This is a genomic window from Bacillus sp. 17RED48 (assembly GCF_019837545.1).
GTDB lineage: Bacteria > Bacillota > Bacilli > Bacillales > Bacillaceae_G > Bacillus_A > Bacillus_A wiedmannii.
On the sequence record NZ_JADAXG010000002.1, the window covers coordinates 343,041 to 361,492 of the forward strand.

The following is an 18,452-nucleotide window of genomic DNA, read 5'->3' on the forward strand; positions in this document are numbered from 1 at the left end:
TACTCAAAAATTCTCCATCTCCTATCATACATGTTTTTACACGCTATGAGAATGAAATTTCTTTGACAACTTTGTAAATCTATCGTCTACTGCATAGACAATAGAGGATTTCCTTGTAATATGAATGAATATGTATAGTGGAACTTATTTCATATTAAAGGGGAGACACGATGAAACAAGCACTATTAATTATCGATGCGCAGCAAGAATTAATGGATGGAAATGAACAAGAAAAAGAAGTTTTTCGTAAAACCGAGTTATTATCTACACTAAATACAGCCGTACAGAAAGCGATAGATGCAAATGCCCTTATTGTTTTCGTAAAAGATATCGATGTTGCTTCTGGTAGTGGAGAAGGATTTGAAGTACATAATGAAATTAAAGTACCTCAGTCTGCAATCCTTATTAATAAAGCAGCAACAAACTCATTCTATGGCACTTCTCTACTTGAACTTTTAAAAGAAGAAAAAATTAATCATATCGTTATCGGTGGATGTAAAACAGAACATTGCATCGACACCGCAGTTAGAACAGCTACTGTACAAGGATTTGATGTTACATTAATTAAAAACGGTCATTCCACAACTGATTCTAACGTATTATCTGCAGAGCAAATTATTGGTCATCATAATAAAACTCTACATGGACATTATAATGTTGATCATTTTTCAATGGTTAGAGATGTCGAGGAAGACCTTTTTCAACCCACTCACGACCAATATCGTGATTAGTAAAAAGAATCCTTCATTCAGAAGGATTCTTTTTCATCCGAAAATTTGCGCTGCAATACTATAGAGCCCATTATTCCGTTTTAATAATTGTTCACTATTTCTCATCATAATTGGTGGTGTATTAACCTTTTGAAAGCCAACAGCCTCTAATTGATTTATAAAATCTTTTTTACCCTCTGGTACATCAATTCTTACTTTACCATGATGTTCTCTTGCTAAATAATGTACAATTCTCATTGCCATCGCATCATTTTCAGCAACGACCGGACCTATTATTTTATTTTCTAGTGTTTGTATACTTAAACCGTAACCTAATACATTTTGTTTGTTGTCCTTTACAACGATGCATTGTTCACTTTGTATAATTCTTTTCTTTAAAAATACTTTTCTATTTGTTCCAAACGCATATTCATCTATTTTTATTATTTCTTCTAAATCAACCTCTTCATAATCCATCATACATTCTTCATTTTCTACACATTTATGATTCACATTGTATGAGTTGCATATGTATTTAGAAACATAGCTCACTGACTTGAACCCTAACTTTTCGTATAAAGGCTTTCCCTCATCCGTAGCAATAAGCATTATTGGAGTTTGAGCTGATACAGTCATAATGCATGAATTCGTTATCGCCTTTCCGATCCCACCTCCCTTATAAATCGGATGTACAATCACCATTCCGATAGACGCTAATTTCTCCCCATATAATATAATTGCCGCGCTAGCAATAAGTTCCTTCCTCCCATTCCACACACCGTATACAATACCTGAGTCAAAAATAGTCTCAATTTCTTCTCTGTTATAATCCCAGCCAATATAAGAAGATAATGCAACAATATCCTCTATATTTTCTTTTCTAAGACGATCCACTCTTATTTTCAATCCAATCATTCCCCATCCCCTTATCTAGACATTTAAATCATTATTATCAAATCAACTTGTACATGTTTCACTTTATCTGTCACACACATATCCTATTTTGACCAAGACTATATTGTAAATGAGGTGACAACATGCCCATTACGAATCGATTTTCTACCACCACTAACGGCGCACTCGCAATTACAGGTAATACACTCGGGTTAAGTAAAATTAGTAATCAAAACCGTGCTGGTACAATCGGGGCAATTGGTGCATTCGTAACTACGAATACTGCTTTACAAGTAACGACTTTTCCTGCTGGTACAACATTAAACTATACACAAAATAGTTCTACCGCTATTTTGAATATCCCTGCTGGTAGTACTATTCTTTACGCAGAACTCGTTTGGGGTGGAAACTATTTATCTCGTGATCAAAACATTACGAGTGTATTAGGAAACCCCGTTTCTTTTACAACACCTGTGTCAACATACTCAATTACCCCTTCGGCTGTTACAGCTTCAAATCAAACATTCGTTTCTGGATCTGTCACATTTGGATTTTACACACGATCAGCGGATGTAACGTCACTCGTTCAAGCTGCTGGATCTGGATCTTATACAACAGGTTCTGTTCCTGGACTTGTAGATCCTTTAGACGCTTCTAATGGAGCCATTAATTCTGCAGGATGGACGCTTATTGTCGCTTATCAAAACGGTTCCTTACCCGCAAGAAATTTAACAATTTACGTAGCTGGTAACCGCGTTTCTGTAGAAACCGGTAGTGCAGATGTATCTGTCTCAGGGTTTTTAACACCTGCCGGGGGACCTGTAAGCGGGAGATTATTTTTAAGTTCTACTGAAGGGGATGCTGATTTAACTGGGGATCAAGCTTTATTTGGACCAAATTTCAGTTCATTAAATGCATTATCTGGGCCAAATAATGCTGTTAATAATTTCTTCGGTTCTCAAATTAATAATGCTGCAGGGAACTTAGATACAACTGGTACATTTGGAACGCGAAACCAGAGTGCCTCTACAAGTACAAATATCTCCGCTGGAAGACAAGGATGGGACATTACTTCCATTGATATTTCTCCTTATTTAACAAATTCCCAAGTATCTGCCTCAATTCGTTTAACTACTAACGGGGATGCATATATGTTAAATACAGTCGGTTTACAAATCAATATAAACTCACCTAATATACAAGCAACTAAAAGCGTGAATAAAAGTGTCGCTACAATTGGAGATATTCTAACCTATACAGTTACTGTTCCTAACACCGGGCTTCTTCCTGCAAATAACGTTACTTTTACAGATGTTCTCCCTAACGGTACTTCCTTTATACCTGGAAGCGTAACGATAGATAACGTACCACAAACAAACGCAAATCCGGTCGCCGGTATATCTCTGGGGACAATTAATAATGGCTCTTCTCGTACAGTAGCTTTCCAAGCGACTGTCGTTTCTCTTCCAAGTCAAAATCCTATCTCTAACACTGCGAATATTACATTTCAATATACACCGATTGCCGGAGGAACGACTTTTAACGGTCTTGCAACAAGCAACTCTGCAGGAACACAAATTAACCTCGCAGATATTAATGGAACAAAATCAGTTAACAAAATCTTTACTGACATTGGTGAAACGTTAACTTACAGTATTGCCTTAGCTAATATAGGAAATATCGCTGCAACGAACGTTATATATACGGATCCAATTCCTAGTGGGACTACTTTCATTCCAGGAAGTGTAACTGTTAACGGAGTTATTCAAGCTGGAGCGAATCCCGCTAATGGTATATCCATTGGAACCATTGCTGCAAATTCTACTACTACTATTTCATTTCAAGTATTCGTTCCTTCTATCCCCCAAACAAATCCAATATTAAATAGTGGTACAACAACATATCAATACATTCCTGTGCCAAATCAGCCTGCAGTAAGCGGGACTGATACGACGAATATCGTATCTACTCAAGTGAATAACGCTACTGTAACTATGGCAAAAGCAGTAGATAAAAATTTTGCAGATATTGGTGATACGCTAACGTACACTGTTTCCTTTACAGGTACAGGTAATACGAATGCGAACAATGTTATTTTTACAGATGTCATTCCTACTGGAACAACTTTTGTTCTAAACAGTTTAACAATAGATGGAACGACACAAGTTGGAGCAAATCCTGCTAACGGTGTGAACATTGGATCTATCCCAACTGGCTCAACAAAAAATGTTTCCTTTCAAGTAGTAGTAAACACAATACCCGCGTCAAATGTCGTATCTAATGGATCAAGCGCTTCTTATCAATATACTGTCAATCCTAGCCAATCACCAATTACAAAAAATATCTCTTCTAATCTTGTTTCCACTCAAATTAACAACGCGAATTTAACATTAACAAAATCAACAAACAAACAATTTGCCACAATTGGCGAAACGATAAGTTATACAATCTTCATTACAAACAGTGGAAATACAGCTGCAACTAACGTGCAACTAACAGATCCACTTCCAAATGGAACGATATTGACTCCTGGTACTGTAACATTAAACGGAGTTTTGCAAAATGTAGATTCTCTCGTTGCTTTACCTATCGGCACAATTCCTGGCGGAGCTACTTTTACACTTTCTTTCCAAGTAACAGTCATCAATATTACCGCCCAAAATCCTATCATTAATAATGCTTTCGTTTCTTATTTATATAGTATAAATCCAAGTCTGCCACCAACTTCAAAAACAGCAAATTCTAATTCTGTTACATCAACAATTAGACTAGCAAATCTTCAAGCTACTAAATCTGTAGATAAAACATTTGCGGAAGTTGGAGATGTATTAACTTATACCTTTTCTCTTACAAACGATGGAAATGTTGCGGCGAACAATGTATTACTATCCGATTCAATTGCGAATGGTACTGCCTTTGTACCAAACAGTGTTACGATTAACAATGTTGCTCAGCCAGGTGCTACACCAGCTAGCATCAATATTGGTAGCATCAATGCAAATACTACAATTACAGCTTCATTCCAAGTATTAATAACTAGCATTCCAAATCCTAATCCTATTTCAAATAGCGCTTCTATTTCCTATAACTTTATCGTGGATCCAAACGCTTCACCTGTAAGTAAGAACACTACTTCAACCACTACATTTACTCAAGTAAACGATGCAAATGTCATTTCAGCAAAAACAGTGGATCGAGCGTTTGCTACTGTTGGGGATGTATTAACTTATACTATTCTTTTAACGAATGCAGGAAGTGTTACTGCTGATAGCCCTACTTTCGTAGATACAAATCCAGTTGGTACTACCTTTATTCCAAACACTTTCCTTATTAATGGTGTACTCCAAAATAACGCTGATCCAAACGTCGGTGTTCCGTTACCTTCCATTCCTGCTAACGGTGAAATTACTGTTTCTTATGAAGTAACCGTCACTGCTTTACCTACACAAAATCCAACAACAAATTCATCTAGTACACAGTATAGCTTTATTCTAAATCCAGGCGATCCACCAACTATAGAAACCTCTTTAAGTAACACTGTAAGCACACAAATTAATTTAGCGAATGTAGTTATTGTCAAACAGGTAGATTTAACTATTGCTGATGTTGGGCAACCAATCACATATACAATTGCTTTAGCTAACCCTGGGAATACTCCAGCGAATAATGTAGTCGTTACCGACATACTCCCTCCTGGTACGACTCTTGTACCAAATAGTATTTTTATAGGCGGCGCTTTACAGCTAGGTGCTGATCCAAGTGTTGGTCTTCAAGTTGGGACAATTCCCACAGGTGGAATTACAACCATTGTTTTTCAAATTAGTGCAAATAGTTTACCTTCACCAAATCCAGTTCAAAATAGTGCTGCACTACAATATAGCTTTATCACAGATCCAAATTTACCTGCTGTTGTTAGAAATGCCACTAGCAATATCGTAACGACACAAATTAACACCGCAAATCTTGTTGCTACGAAACTAACAAGTACAAATTTCGCTGATGTTGGCGATGTCATAACTTATGCAACAATTTTGACGAATAACGGCAATCTCCCTGCCACTAATGTAACGTTTACAGATATCATTCCAGATGGTACCATCTTCCTTCCTAATACTGTAACGATTAACGGTGTCCCTATAGCAAATGCAAATCCTGCTAACGGCATTTTGATCGGTACGATTGGGGCAAATTCATCACGTACCGTTTCATTCCAAGTTTTTGTACCAACTATTCCTGCTGTAAATCCAATTACGAATCAATCAGGCACTACATTCCAATACACGTACGATCCATCCAAACCAACTGTCATGCAGATGGTGGTATCTAACACTGTACAGACAACTATTAATAACGCCTCGATTACCGCCACAAAATCTGCTGATAAACAGTTTGCGAACGTAAATGATATTATTACGTATACGACTACTTTAACGAATAACGGGAACACTCTTGCATCAAACGTGATTTTTACAGATGTAATTCCAAACGGGACATCGTTTATTCCTAATAGTGTAACAGTAAATGGGAATCTACTTCCTAATGTAAATCCAGCGAATGGAATAGCAATTGATCCAATAAATCCGAATGCAAATACGATAATTTCGTTCCAAGTGCAAGTAAATTCCATCCCGAATCCGAACCCAATACCTAATCAAAGTAATACAGCATACCAATATGTCATAAATCCTAACTTACCTCCAACATCCGCCAATGCGTTAAGTAACGTAATAACAACTCAAATTAATAACGCTACAATCATCGCTACGAAATCAGTGAACACACCGACTGCTGCAATTGGAGATATCGTTACCTATACGATTGCAGTTACGAACACAGGAAATATCCCTGCTAGTGCTACAGTTTTAACAGATGGACTTGGACCAGGCGCATCCTTCATCCCAAATTCCGTTACAATAAATAACGTTTCCCAACCTGGATTAGACCCGTCATTAGGTATTCATTTAGACGATATTTCACCAGGAGGCACTACTTTCATTACATTCCAAGTGAAAATCCTCGCTATTCCACCTAGTGGAACTTTAACGAATAATGCTCTTGTAAACTACGAATATGCAGTGAATCCAACTGAAACACCAGCTGTTGGTAGTACCGTAACAAACACGACAGTTACACCGATTGTTGATGCTACTTTAGTAATAAATAAAAATGCTAGTACAATTTTTGCTACAATTGGAGATACAATTGCATTCACTTCAGTTGTTACAAACACCGGAAATACTACTGCTAATAACGTTGTATTTACAGATACAATTCCAAACGGTACCGCTTTTGTCCCAAATAGCTTTAAAATAAATGGTGTAACCATCCCAAATGCAAATCCACAAAACGGTATCACTATTGGTAACTTGAATTCAAATGCATCGGTTACACTTAGTTTTCAAGTAAATATTATAACTCTTCCAAACCCTAATCCAATTCCTAACAAATCCTCGCTTCAATATAGCTTTATTGTTGATATTAATGAGCCGCCTGTTTCACGAACAGTTCAATCCAATAAAACTTTTACACAAGTAAATACCGCTTCCGTTATCGCAACAAAAACTGCAAGCAGTGCATTTGCTGCTGTTGGAGATACAATTACGTATACAACTACCCTCACTAATAGCGGAAATACTACCGCAAACACACCTGTTTTTATCGATATATTACCACCTGAACTTTCATTCGTTCCTGATAGCGTACAAATTAATACGATCCCACAACTTGGATTTAGACCAGAGAGCGGGATTTCTTTAGACCCCATTCCAGTTGGAGGAACGACAACAATTAGTTTTCAAGTTATCGTTGGCTCAATACCAGCTACAAATCCTACGTTGAATCAATCCAGTACGACATATTCTATCATTGTGGATCCTACCCAGCCACCGGTGACAGAAACAGCTACAAGTAATCCAACTTTAGTGCAAATTAACGAAGCATTTATTCAAGCAACGAAAAATGTGGACCGTATCTTTTCTGACGTTGCACCAGGAAATTCATTTTTAACGTATACTATTTTATTAGATAATATAGGGAACACGACTGCTACGAATATCATTTTTACAGATCCAATTCCAAATAATACAGTATTTATAGAAGATAGCGTTCGAGTAGGTGGGGTTTTATTACCTGGAGTAAATCCGGCGAATGGGATACCAATTGGGGATATTATTGCAGGAGATTTTATAAACGTCACCTTCAGTGTGCAAGTAGTTAGTATTCCAAATCCTATTTTTACAATCGGACCTGGAGGGCCAAATTCACCGGTTGTAAACGGTGCTTCTATTAATTATCAATTTATGACAGGACCTAATTTACCACTCGTTTCAAGAAGTACGACATCCAATCCTGTTTCGACACAAATAAATTCTGGGGAAATTGTGGCAATTAAATCTGTAGATAAAACTTTTGCAACAATTGGAGATACAATTTCTTATACAATTTCATTAAGCAATCCTGGAAATGTAACATCACAAAATGTAATATTTACTGATATGTTACCTGACGGAACAACATTTATTTCTGGAACTCTTATAAACGAATTAGGCACTCAACAAATTGGGAATCCAGCTAGTGGGATTCAGATTGGAAATATAAACCCTGGTAGTATGGTTGCTATTACGATAAGCGTACTTGTTACAAACATTCCGAGTATAAATCCAATTTCGAATTTTAGTTCTGTACAATTTGCACATGTGGTCGATCCTAGCCAACCATCCGTATCACAAACGAATGTATCTAATGCAGTTTCAACAACAATTAATAGTGCAATATTAAATACAACCAAAACTGTTGATAAATCTATTATTTCCGTCGGTGATACACTTACGTATACAACTACAATTACGAATACAGGAAATACACCTGCTACAAATATAACTTTTACAAGTACCATTCCTCCTAGCACTACTTTCGTACCAGATTCGGTCACAATAAATGGCATCCAACAGCTTGGTGCACAGCCAGCACTTGGAGTAACTATACCAAATATCGCTCCAGGTGAAACAGTAACTGTTACTTTCCAAGTAAATGTTATTTCTGTTCCACCTTCAAGCTCGATTATGGGTAACGATACGATTTTATACTCTTATACTGTTGATCCAAACGGAACTCCTGCTACTACTTCTACTTCAACGAATATTGTTACAACCCCTGTATTAGATGCTATGATTACGATGATTAAATCAGTCGATCAAACACTTGTAACGCTAGGTGATACCATTACCTATACGACAACCTTAACGAATAGTGGTAATACAAACGCAACTAATATTACTTTCACTGACCTTATACCAGATGGTACAACGTTTATTACTGATAGCGTTACAATAGATGGCATCACGCAAATTGGTCTTAATCCTAATACAGGCATAACAATTGGAGCAATTGCTCCTAACAGCTCAATAGCAATAGCATTTCAAGTTACCGCTACTTCTACTCCTGTTCAAAATCCTATTGCCAATTCCGCTAGTTCTTCTTACACATTTATCACTGACCCTAATGCCCCTATTGTTTCAAGAAATGTTACTTCAAACACAGTGTTCACTACAATTAACACAGCTACCATTCTTTCATTAAAACAAGTCGATAAATCCTTTAGTCGTATTGGAGATACACTCACCTATACTGTTACTTTAACAAACAATGGAAACTCATCCGCACAAAATGTTATTTTCTCAGATACAATACCGAGCGGAACTACATTTATTACAAACTCATTTTCTATTAACGGGGTTCCTCAAAGTGGTGCGGACCCATCGAACGGTGTAAATATTGGGCCTATAACAGCTGGGTCTACAGTAAATGCTTCATTCCAAGTAAACGTGGCGTCATTACCAACCGAAAACCCAATTGTAAATTTCTCATCAACATCGTATCAATTAGTCTCACCGCCTGATGCAGAAACTTCAATTAGCAATCCTGTTTCAACTCAAATTAAAGAAGCTATATTATCCATGACGAAAAACGAGAGTGTATCCTTTATAGACGTCGGGCAAACTGCTTTTTACACTACTTCTATTTCGAATATAGGAAATACAGATGCAGCCAACATTGTATTCACAGATGTATTACCGAGCGGACTCACATTTGTTCCTAACACATTAACTGTTGATGGTGTTTTACAACCTGGCGCGAATCCAAATACAGGTGTATTACTTGCAGCACTTCCGCCTAATGAAATATATAGTATCGTATTTCAAGTTACGGTTAACAGCATCCCACCTATTAATCCTGTACCAAATACAGCATCAACGACGTATGAGTTTACTGTTGATCCTGTTAATCCTCCCGTTTCAAGTACAGCTAATTCTAACACGACGCTTCTTCAAATAAACAATGCAACTATTATTAGTACAAAAACAGCAAATCTTACTTTTGCGGATGTTGGTAATACAATAACATTTACACTTAACCTTCCTAATACCGGGAATGTGGCTGCAACTGATGTTACCGTTATCGATATACTTGATAGCAATTTAAGTTTCGTTCCAAACAGTTTCACAGTTAATGGGCAAACCATTCCAAACGCTGATTTATCTACTGGTGTAAATATCGGTTCAATTAATGGTGGAAACACATCAATCGTCACATTCCAAGCCATCGTTTCAACCCTCCCAATCAACAATCCTATTTCTAATTCGGCTCTTACCACTTACCGTTATATTGTTGATCCAGATCAGCCGCTCATTTCAACTTCTAATCAATCTAATACAACGACGACACAAGTTAATAGCGCTATCCTTACTGCACAAAAAAATTCAAATGTGGAAACAGTAGATATTGGGCAAGATATTGTCTACTCCGTTACGATTACAAATAGCGGAAATGTTAGTGCGACGAATGTTATTTTTACCGACCTAATTCCAGACGGAACTTCCTTTGAACCGAATAGTTTTACACTTAACGGAACTACCATCCAAAATGCAGACCTAATTACAGGCGTTCCAATTGGTGATATTGTGCCAAACGAATCTGTCATTGTAACATTTCATATTAGTGCCGATGAAATTCCGCCTATAAATCCAATTACCAATCAAGCTAGTGTTAGTTTCCAACATATCGTCAATCCAGCTAATCCTCCTGTTTCAAAAAACATTACTTCAAATAGTGTTACAACAACAATTGAAAGTGCTATTTTAACTACTACTAAAATCGGAGATAAAGCTTTTGCAACGATTGGTGATACGATTACGTATACAACTACGATTACGAATACAGGAAATATTCCTGCTAATAACGTTATTTTCTCAGACCCGATTCCATCGTGGACACAATTTGTTACAGGATCAGTTATTGTTGATGGCACACCATTAGCATCTACTTCTATCATTGACGGTATTGGCATAAATACAATCATTCCAAATCAAACTGTAACAATCATGTTCCAAGTTCAAATCACAAGCAACCCAACAACGTTCACACCTGAACTCCAAAACTTAGGATTTGTGAACTTCCAATATAACGTAGGAAATGCATTACAGGCTCAGCCTGGCAATGTGGAAACGAACGTCTTCGTTACTTCTATTAATTCAGCAATACTTTCAGCTGTAAAAACTGCTAATACTGCCTTTGCAAACATCGGCGACACGATCACTTATACAGTTTTAATTCAAAATAGCGGCAATACAAACGCTACGAATGTAAATTTCTCAGATCCGATTCCAACAGGAACAACTTTTGTTGAAAATAGTTTTACTGTAAATGGAAGTACCATTCCAGGTGCAAATCCAAATAACGGAGTGAATATCGGAACCGTGAACACCGATAGTTCCTTAACAGTTACTTTCCAAGTCATAGTTACATCCACTCCACCTTCGAACCCAATTACAAACGTTGCATCTATTCAATACAAATTTATAGTTAATCCAGCCTCTCCTCCTGTTACAGGTACAATAACTTCTAATAGTGCTTCCACACAAATTAATAACGCGACTGTTACAACTGTTTTAGAAGCAAATCGATCAATCGTATCTATCGGAGATATCATTACGTATACAGCAACATTAACGAATACTGGAAACTTCCCTGCAAATTCTGTATTACTCATTAACGGAGTTCCTGAAGGGGCATTATTTGTTCCAAATAGTGTTACGCTTAACGGGATTCCACTTCCAGATGCAAGTCCAACTCTCGGTATTCCAGTTGGTATTATCGCACCAGGTGATTCTGCTACGATTACGTTCCAATTTCTTGCAAATTCTATTCCACCGCAAGGAGCAATTATAAATCAAGCACTTACAAGTTACACTTATATTGTCGATCCAAGTCAACCTCCAGTTACAGCAACATCTTCATCTAATACGGTGAATACAGCTGTCGTTGATGCATCGCTATCTGTAATTAAAAATACAGATTCCCTTGTACAGTCTACTGACGGTACAATCACTTACACAGTAGTCGTTCAAAATAACGGGAATACAACTGCAAATACAGTTACTTTAACAGATTTGGTCCCAGAGGGAACTGCATTTATTCCGGATAGTGTGACCATTAATGGCGTTTCAGCTCCAGGTACTGATCCAAACGTAGGGATCTCATTAAACGCCATTGCACCTTCAGAAATCGTCACCGTCACATTCCAAGTTATCGTTCAATCCATTCCAAGCGCGAATCCAATTTCTAATATAGCCCGTATTGACTATACTTTTATCGCCGATCCAACTGCTCCTATCATCGCTCGAACCATTACGTCTAATCCAGCTTTCACACAAATTTCGGATGCGAATGTTCTTTCTTTAAAAGCTGTCAATGCACAACAAGCAACAACCGGTGACATTTTGACCTATACGATAACGCTAGAAAATACCGGAAATATTCCAGCTACTAATCTCATATTTTCAGATACGCTTCCAGAAGGGACTACATTCGTAGAAAATAGTTTTACACTTAACGGAACAGCTATACTTGGTGCAAATCCAAATGCAGGTGTTACTTTGCCTAACCTAGCAGCAAACGCTACTCACCTTATTTCGTTCCAAATTCTTATTAACGATTCATTCTCACAACAATTGATTACAAATCAATCTAATACAACATATACAATTCAACCAGACCCAGGGCAACCACCTATTACTGAAACATCTACAAGTAATATTGTCATTACAAATTTCGTGCAAGCACAATTGACAGTTACAAAAACGTCCAATCCAATCACTGTAGATATTGGCGGAACTATACTTTATATTTCTGAAGTGAAAAATACCGGAAATGTTGACGCAATAAATATTACTTTTACAGATTCTATTCCAGCTGGGACTACATTCGTTCCAGACAGTGTCACAATTAACGGTGTACTTCAGCCTGATGCAAATCCTGAAAACGGAATACCAATTGGAACGATTCCACCAAATAGTTCCAAAACGATACTATTTCAAGTACAAACAAATAATCCACCTACTGAAACCGAAATTGTAAATCAATCATCTGTAAATTACCAATATGTAAGTATCCCTACAGCTCCACCAGTGAATCGCTCTGCAAATTCTAATATTGTTACAACATCACTTCAAAATGCAAATATTATTTCTGTTAAACAGGCGGATGTTACTTTCGTATCCATCGGGCAACATATTACCTACACAAATACACTACAAAATATAGGAACTGTTCCAGCTAACAATACGGTGTTCATTGACAACATTCCAGAAGGTACTATATTCATTGAAGATAGCTTATCAATAAATAACGTGATTCAGCCTGGTGTGAACCCTGAAAATGGAGTAACCCTCGGCACGATACAACCAAATGAAACAGTCACTATTTCATTCCAAGTACAACTTACAAATATACCCGAGGGCAACACAGTCATTAACATTTCAGACACTTCGTATGAATACCAAATTGACCCTAGTTCTCCGATTATTCAGCGTAGATCATTATCAAATGCAGTAAATACTGAAGTGCGGACGGCAAATGTGAGTGCAATTAAATCCGCTAACAGATCTATTACACGCATAGGTCAAATCATCACATATACAGTCGCAGTTACAAACGCTGGTACAGTACCTATTACAAATACTCTCCTAATTGACGCAATTGCTGCTGGCACCACATTCGTTCCAAATAGCATTCTTGTAGATGGCATACCGAGACCTAACGAAAATCCAATTACCGGAATCACCCTTGATATTATCCTTCCAAACAATACAATTATCGTTACATTCCAAGTAAATGTAGTCTCTGCACCTTCTCAAAATAACATTAATAATATCGCCGTCATCCACTATGAGTATCAGCCAGACCCAAGCTTGCCACCAATTTCAGAAACGACATCTTCCAATACTACAAATATACAATTTATTGATGTGATTCTTATCGCTACAAAATCCGCTAATACAGTATTAGCTAATATTGATGAAACCATTGAATATACAGTACTCATTCAAAATAACGGATCCACTACAACTAACTCCATCTTTTTTACAGATACTATAGAGGATGGAACAGTATTTATTCCGGGAAGTGTAACAGTTAACAACACTGTACTTCCTGCAGCAGATCCAAATATCGGCTTTTCTATTCCTAATATCGCAGCAGATCAATCGACAACAATAACGTTCCAAGTTTCCGTTACGAATTTACCTGCTGTAAACCCAACACCTAATACTGCAAACATCGTCTACGATTTTATTTTCAACCCTGACTTTGCACCTATTCAAAAATCTACTACTTCCAATACTACTTTCGTCCAAATTAATGACGCTGATATCGTTTCACTGAAAACAGTTGATTTGATCTCTGTAGCAATTGGTGACATTTTAACTTATACAACAACTTTAACGAATACAGGAAATACGGATGCTACTTCTGTTGTATTTACAGACAATATCCCTGATGGAACAGCCTTTATAGACGGTAGTGTGTTAGTAAATAATATCCCTCAGCTTAACGCGGATCCAAGTACTGGTATACTTGTAGGAACGATTGCTCCTAACACTTCTATCCCAGTCACGTTTTCCGTTACCGTGGTATCTCTTCCAGCTAGCAGTCGTATCCAAAACCAATCAACTTCTCGTTATACAATTAATGGCGAGGAACAAATATCAACTAGTAATATTACCTTCACTGAAGTTATTTCTGCTAATGTACTCGCTATAAAAACAACACCTATCCAATATGCTGACCTACAAACGATTATCCCTTACACCATTTCCATCACAAACAGTGGGAATATACAAGTAGAAAACATTATCGTTACAGATATCATCCCAGCAAATACGAGCTTTATAGAGAATAGTGTTATTGTGAATGGCACCGCTCGTCCAAATGACAATCCACTTAACGGGATACAACTTGATAACATTCCGTCTAATACGACAGCAACTATTCTATTCCAAGTACGGGTTACTTCAATTCCGCAAACAAATCCAATCTCTAACACGAGTACAATTGAATACCAATACACGTTACCAGATCGACCACCTATTACCGAAACTATTATTTCATCAGCTGCCGTAACAACAATTAATCATGCGACTTTGAATAGTAATAAAACTGTTGACCTAGCATTTGCAACAGTCGGTGACACGTTAACGTATACGATTACACTCAATCAAACTGGTAATGTTGCAGCAAATGATGTAGTCATTCAAGATATTATTCCTCAAGGTACTACGTTTATAGAAAATAGCGTCATTGTAAACGGAGAAACTCTTCCGGGAGTTAATCCAGTAAGTGGTATACCAATTGGTACCATAACTGTTGGCGGAAATGCTATCGCTTCATTCCAAGTGTCTGTGACTTCTATCCCAACACCAAATGAACTCAACAACAACGCAATTACTACCTTTAACTATATAGTCAACCCAAATAACGTACCTGTTACGAATGCAACTACAACCAATACCGTCACAACGACTGTCCAAAATGATAATGTCTTTGCTATTAAGTCTGTTGATGTAACGAATGCATTACCTGGTCAAACTTTAACGTATATAATTACGATTACAAATAGCGGTAATGTTACGATTGAAGACCTTCTTGCCATAGACACCGTACCAGTAGATACAGCCTTCGTTACGGGCAGCGTTACGATTAACGGAATCAATCAACCTAATGCAAATCCTGAAAATGGTATTACATTAGGAAATCTTGTTCCTAATGAAGCTGCTATCATTACTTTCCAAGTAACAATCTCTTCTTCAACTCTTCAATCTGCAATCAATAACGATGCTTCTATTTCCTATACTGTTACCATTGATCCGAATGAACCGCCTATTACAATTACAAAGCAAACAAATACCGTTACAACAACAGTAGTTGATCCGATGGTTCGCATTGAAAAGACAGCTGATAAATCTATCGTAACAACAGGAGAGACCATAACTTTCACATTGGAAGTAATAAATCATTCACCAATTCCTACAATCAGTACTTCTGTCCTAGATATCATTCCAGCTGGTACAACATTTATAGAAAACAGCGTAACAATTAACGGTACTCCGGTTCCAAATGTTCGTCCAGACACTGGTATTAATATCGGCGCTTTACCTGCAGATGGAGTATCAACGATAACATTTAAAGTTCTCGTCACTTCTATTCCTTCAAACAATACAATTGTCAATTCCGCAACAGTTACAGCAGCTTTCCAATTGACACCACAAGACCCGATTATTACTTTCATTGTTAATTCAAACATTGTACGCATACTAGTTCAATTTATAACTGCAACAGTAGTAAAAAACGCTTCCGTCAACTCAGCTTATTTAAACCAATATTTTGATTATACGGTGCGTATTACAAATACTTCTGATATTTCACTTTCAAATGTTTCATTACAAGATACCATTCCACTAGGTTTACAATTCATGAACGGCACTGTCTTTATTAACGGCGAACGCTCTCCACTAGCGAATCCGAATATCGGTTTCCTAGTCGCTACTAATTTGGAACCAAACGAAACAATTAGCGTGTTATTCACAGTACAAGTGATAAGTCCACCTGTTAATAATGAATTTAAAAACACGGCGGATATTTCGTTACAACTTCAAGTCTCACCTACCGACCCACCAATTACAGTAACCGTTACAAGCAACGAAAACACCGTCAACTTTATTCCAAAAAATCCTGATGAAACACTTCCAAATTTCAATTGTTTCTTTGACGGCGAACATTTTATACGCATTACCCCTCGAAATATACGAAATTACTTTTGGACTTGGATTTGGTGGCGTTAATTTAAACAAAAAGAGATTGTAGTTTGGTTGAACCCAAATTACAATCTCTTTTTTATTCCCTTTATCGTACTACCTAATAACTCGTCCAAGCATTTACAACCAATCATCATCTCAAGTTATTTTAGTCGTAATAAGCTGGCCAGCCTCATTAATCGTTACTTTCCATTTCGCTCCACTAGCAGTCTTCATAATGATACCTTTACTTGCTTCTATTTCAATATCTCCAAACATTCTTCCGCCAGTTGTCGCTAACCAAGCATTCCCATTTTCCATCGACGATCTTGCAAACATACGATTAATCCGAAAACGCTTTTGGTCTTGAGAATAACCACTCAATGTAATTCTTACTTTATATAGTTGACTCGCCTTCATATTCGATATAATTGTATCGCCTACATTTAATGGAACATCCGATGCAACAACCCAATTTCCAGTTGCACTTAATGCATATTCGATTTTAATTTTCTTCGGACTCTCTCCCCATCCAAAATACATGCCAAAACAATTCAACATTTTGATTGGATTTTTCGTAAAATCTAGCTCAATCACAACTGGATTACTATCTGGAACATCGATATAGTTTACACTTTGTTCATCTATTAAATTAAAGCAATTTGCGAGATTCCCCCCGTAAGGTAATTTCCCACTTACTTGCTTAACAGTATACTTCTGTGGAGCATTTACTAATATATCATCTTGGTTCCCTATTAAATGTGGTTTATTTAACGTAATCGGCAACTGAATCCGAAGAGATTCTTCATAGGTAGACTTACAAACATTGTATTGTCCTTTATCTACAATAGTTGTGGAAAGTAAATTCGAAAAAAGGTAGTTACGATGCGAATTAGAAGAAAATTCAATGACAATCTGTTCACTACTCATCCGGTACGTATCCCAAATCATACAATCAAATGTATTATAGGCACCCGTACAACGAATGACTTTTTTCGTTTGCTGTCTACATTGTACTTGAATATCATGAAACGTATTTCCTGAACTTTCATTTGGTAAATCACTGTTTCCATCAACTTCTATCCCATACTGACATCCATCAATAAATATAGATTGAAATACATTTGCGTTAATCCAGCAAGGTGTATTTATATCATCTATATATTCTGTCTTCAAATGTATTGCAGTTTGAAAGTTTTTAATTTGAATAAAGTTAACTTGAAAGAAACTAATATAATCCCATGCTTTTTGACAATAAAAGTGTATAGCCTTACCTTTATATGACGACGTTGCATTTACTATATTTATATTTGATATAAGAGAGTGATTAGGAACTTCTATTTGTTGTGAACCGGAAACATAAATAACAGTAGATTGAAACACTGGATTTATAACTTGAACTGTACCACCCGTAATAGATGCATTTTGTTGCAGTTCAAACGCATTAAAATCTCCATCAATTTGCAACGTAACAGTAGGATCTAGCTCTAACCTTACATTTGATTTAATAACAATCGGCTTTACAATTTTGTACGTATTTATCCCTGTAATTCTAACCGTCGAAATTCGGTTCGCTACACAATAATTTATAGCTTGCTGAATTGCTAATGAGCTATCATTCCCTGAATTCGGAACTGCTCCAAAACAATTAATATGAACGCTATTTTCTGGTACACAATCTTCTTGGGAAGAAATATATTCTGACAAAATAAATTCACTC

At 36.9% G+C, this 18,452-nt stretch carries 4 protein-coding genes; 2 read left to right on the top strand and 2 right to left on the bottom strand.

Translation table 11 applies throughout. The annotated features are described in order from the left end of the window. Positions 1–170: 170 nt before the first annotated feature. Positions 171–731: a cysteine hydrolase family protein gene (locus ILT06_RS08445; RefSeq protein ID WP_222655011.1), complete on the top strand. Its 561-nt coding sequence runs from the start codon at positions 171–173 to the stop codon at positions 729–731. Between the two features lie 33 nt (positions 732–764). Here the strand turns inward: ILT06_RS08445 and ILT06_RS08450 are convergent, their stop codons facing one another. Further along, entirely contained in the window at positions 765–1,625 is an 861-nt protein-coding gene (locus tag ILT06_RS08450) for a GNAT family N-acetyltransferase (protein WP_064476575.1), read from the bottom strand. Between the two features lie 122 nt (positions 1,626–1,747). Between ILT06_RS08450 and ILT06_RS08455 the strand changes: the two genes are divergently transcribed. Next, positions 1,748–16,780, top strand: a complete 15,033-nt coding sequence (locus ILT06_RS08455; protein ID WP_222655012.1) for a DUF7507 domain-containing protein — start codon at positions 1,748–1,750, stop codon at positions 16,778–16,780. Between the two features lie 111 nt (positions 16,781–16,891). On the opposite strand, the gene ILT06_RS08460 is transcribed toward ILT06_RS08455, so the two are convergent. Then, entirely contained in the window at positions 16,892–18,439 is a 1,548-nt protein-coding gene (locus ILT06_RS08460; protein WP_222655013.1) for a glycoside hydrolase family protein, read from the bottom strand. Positions 18,440–18,452 lie beyond the last annotated feature (13 nt).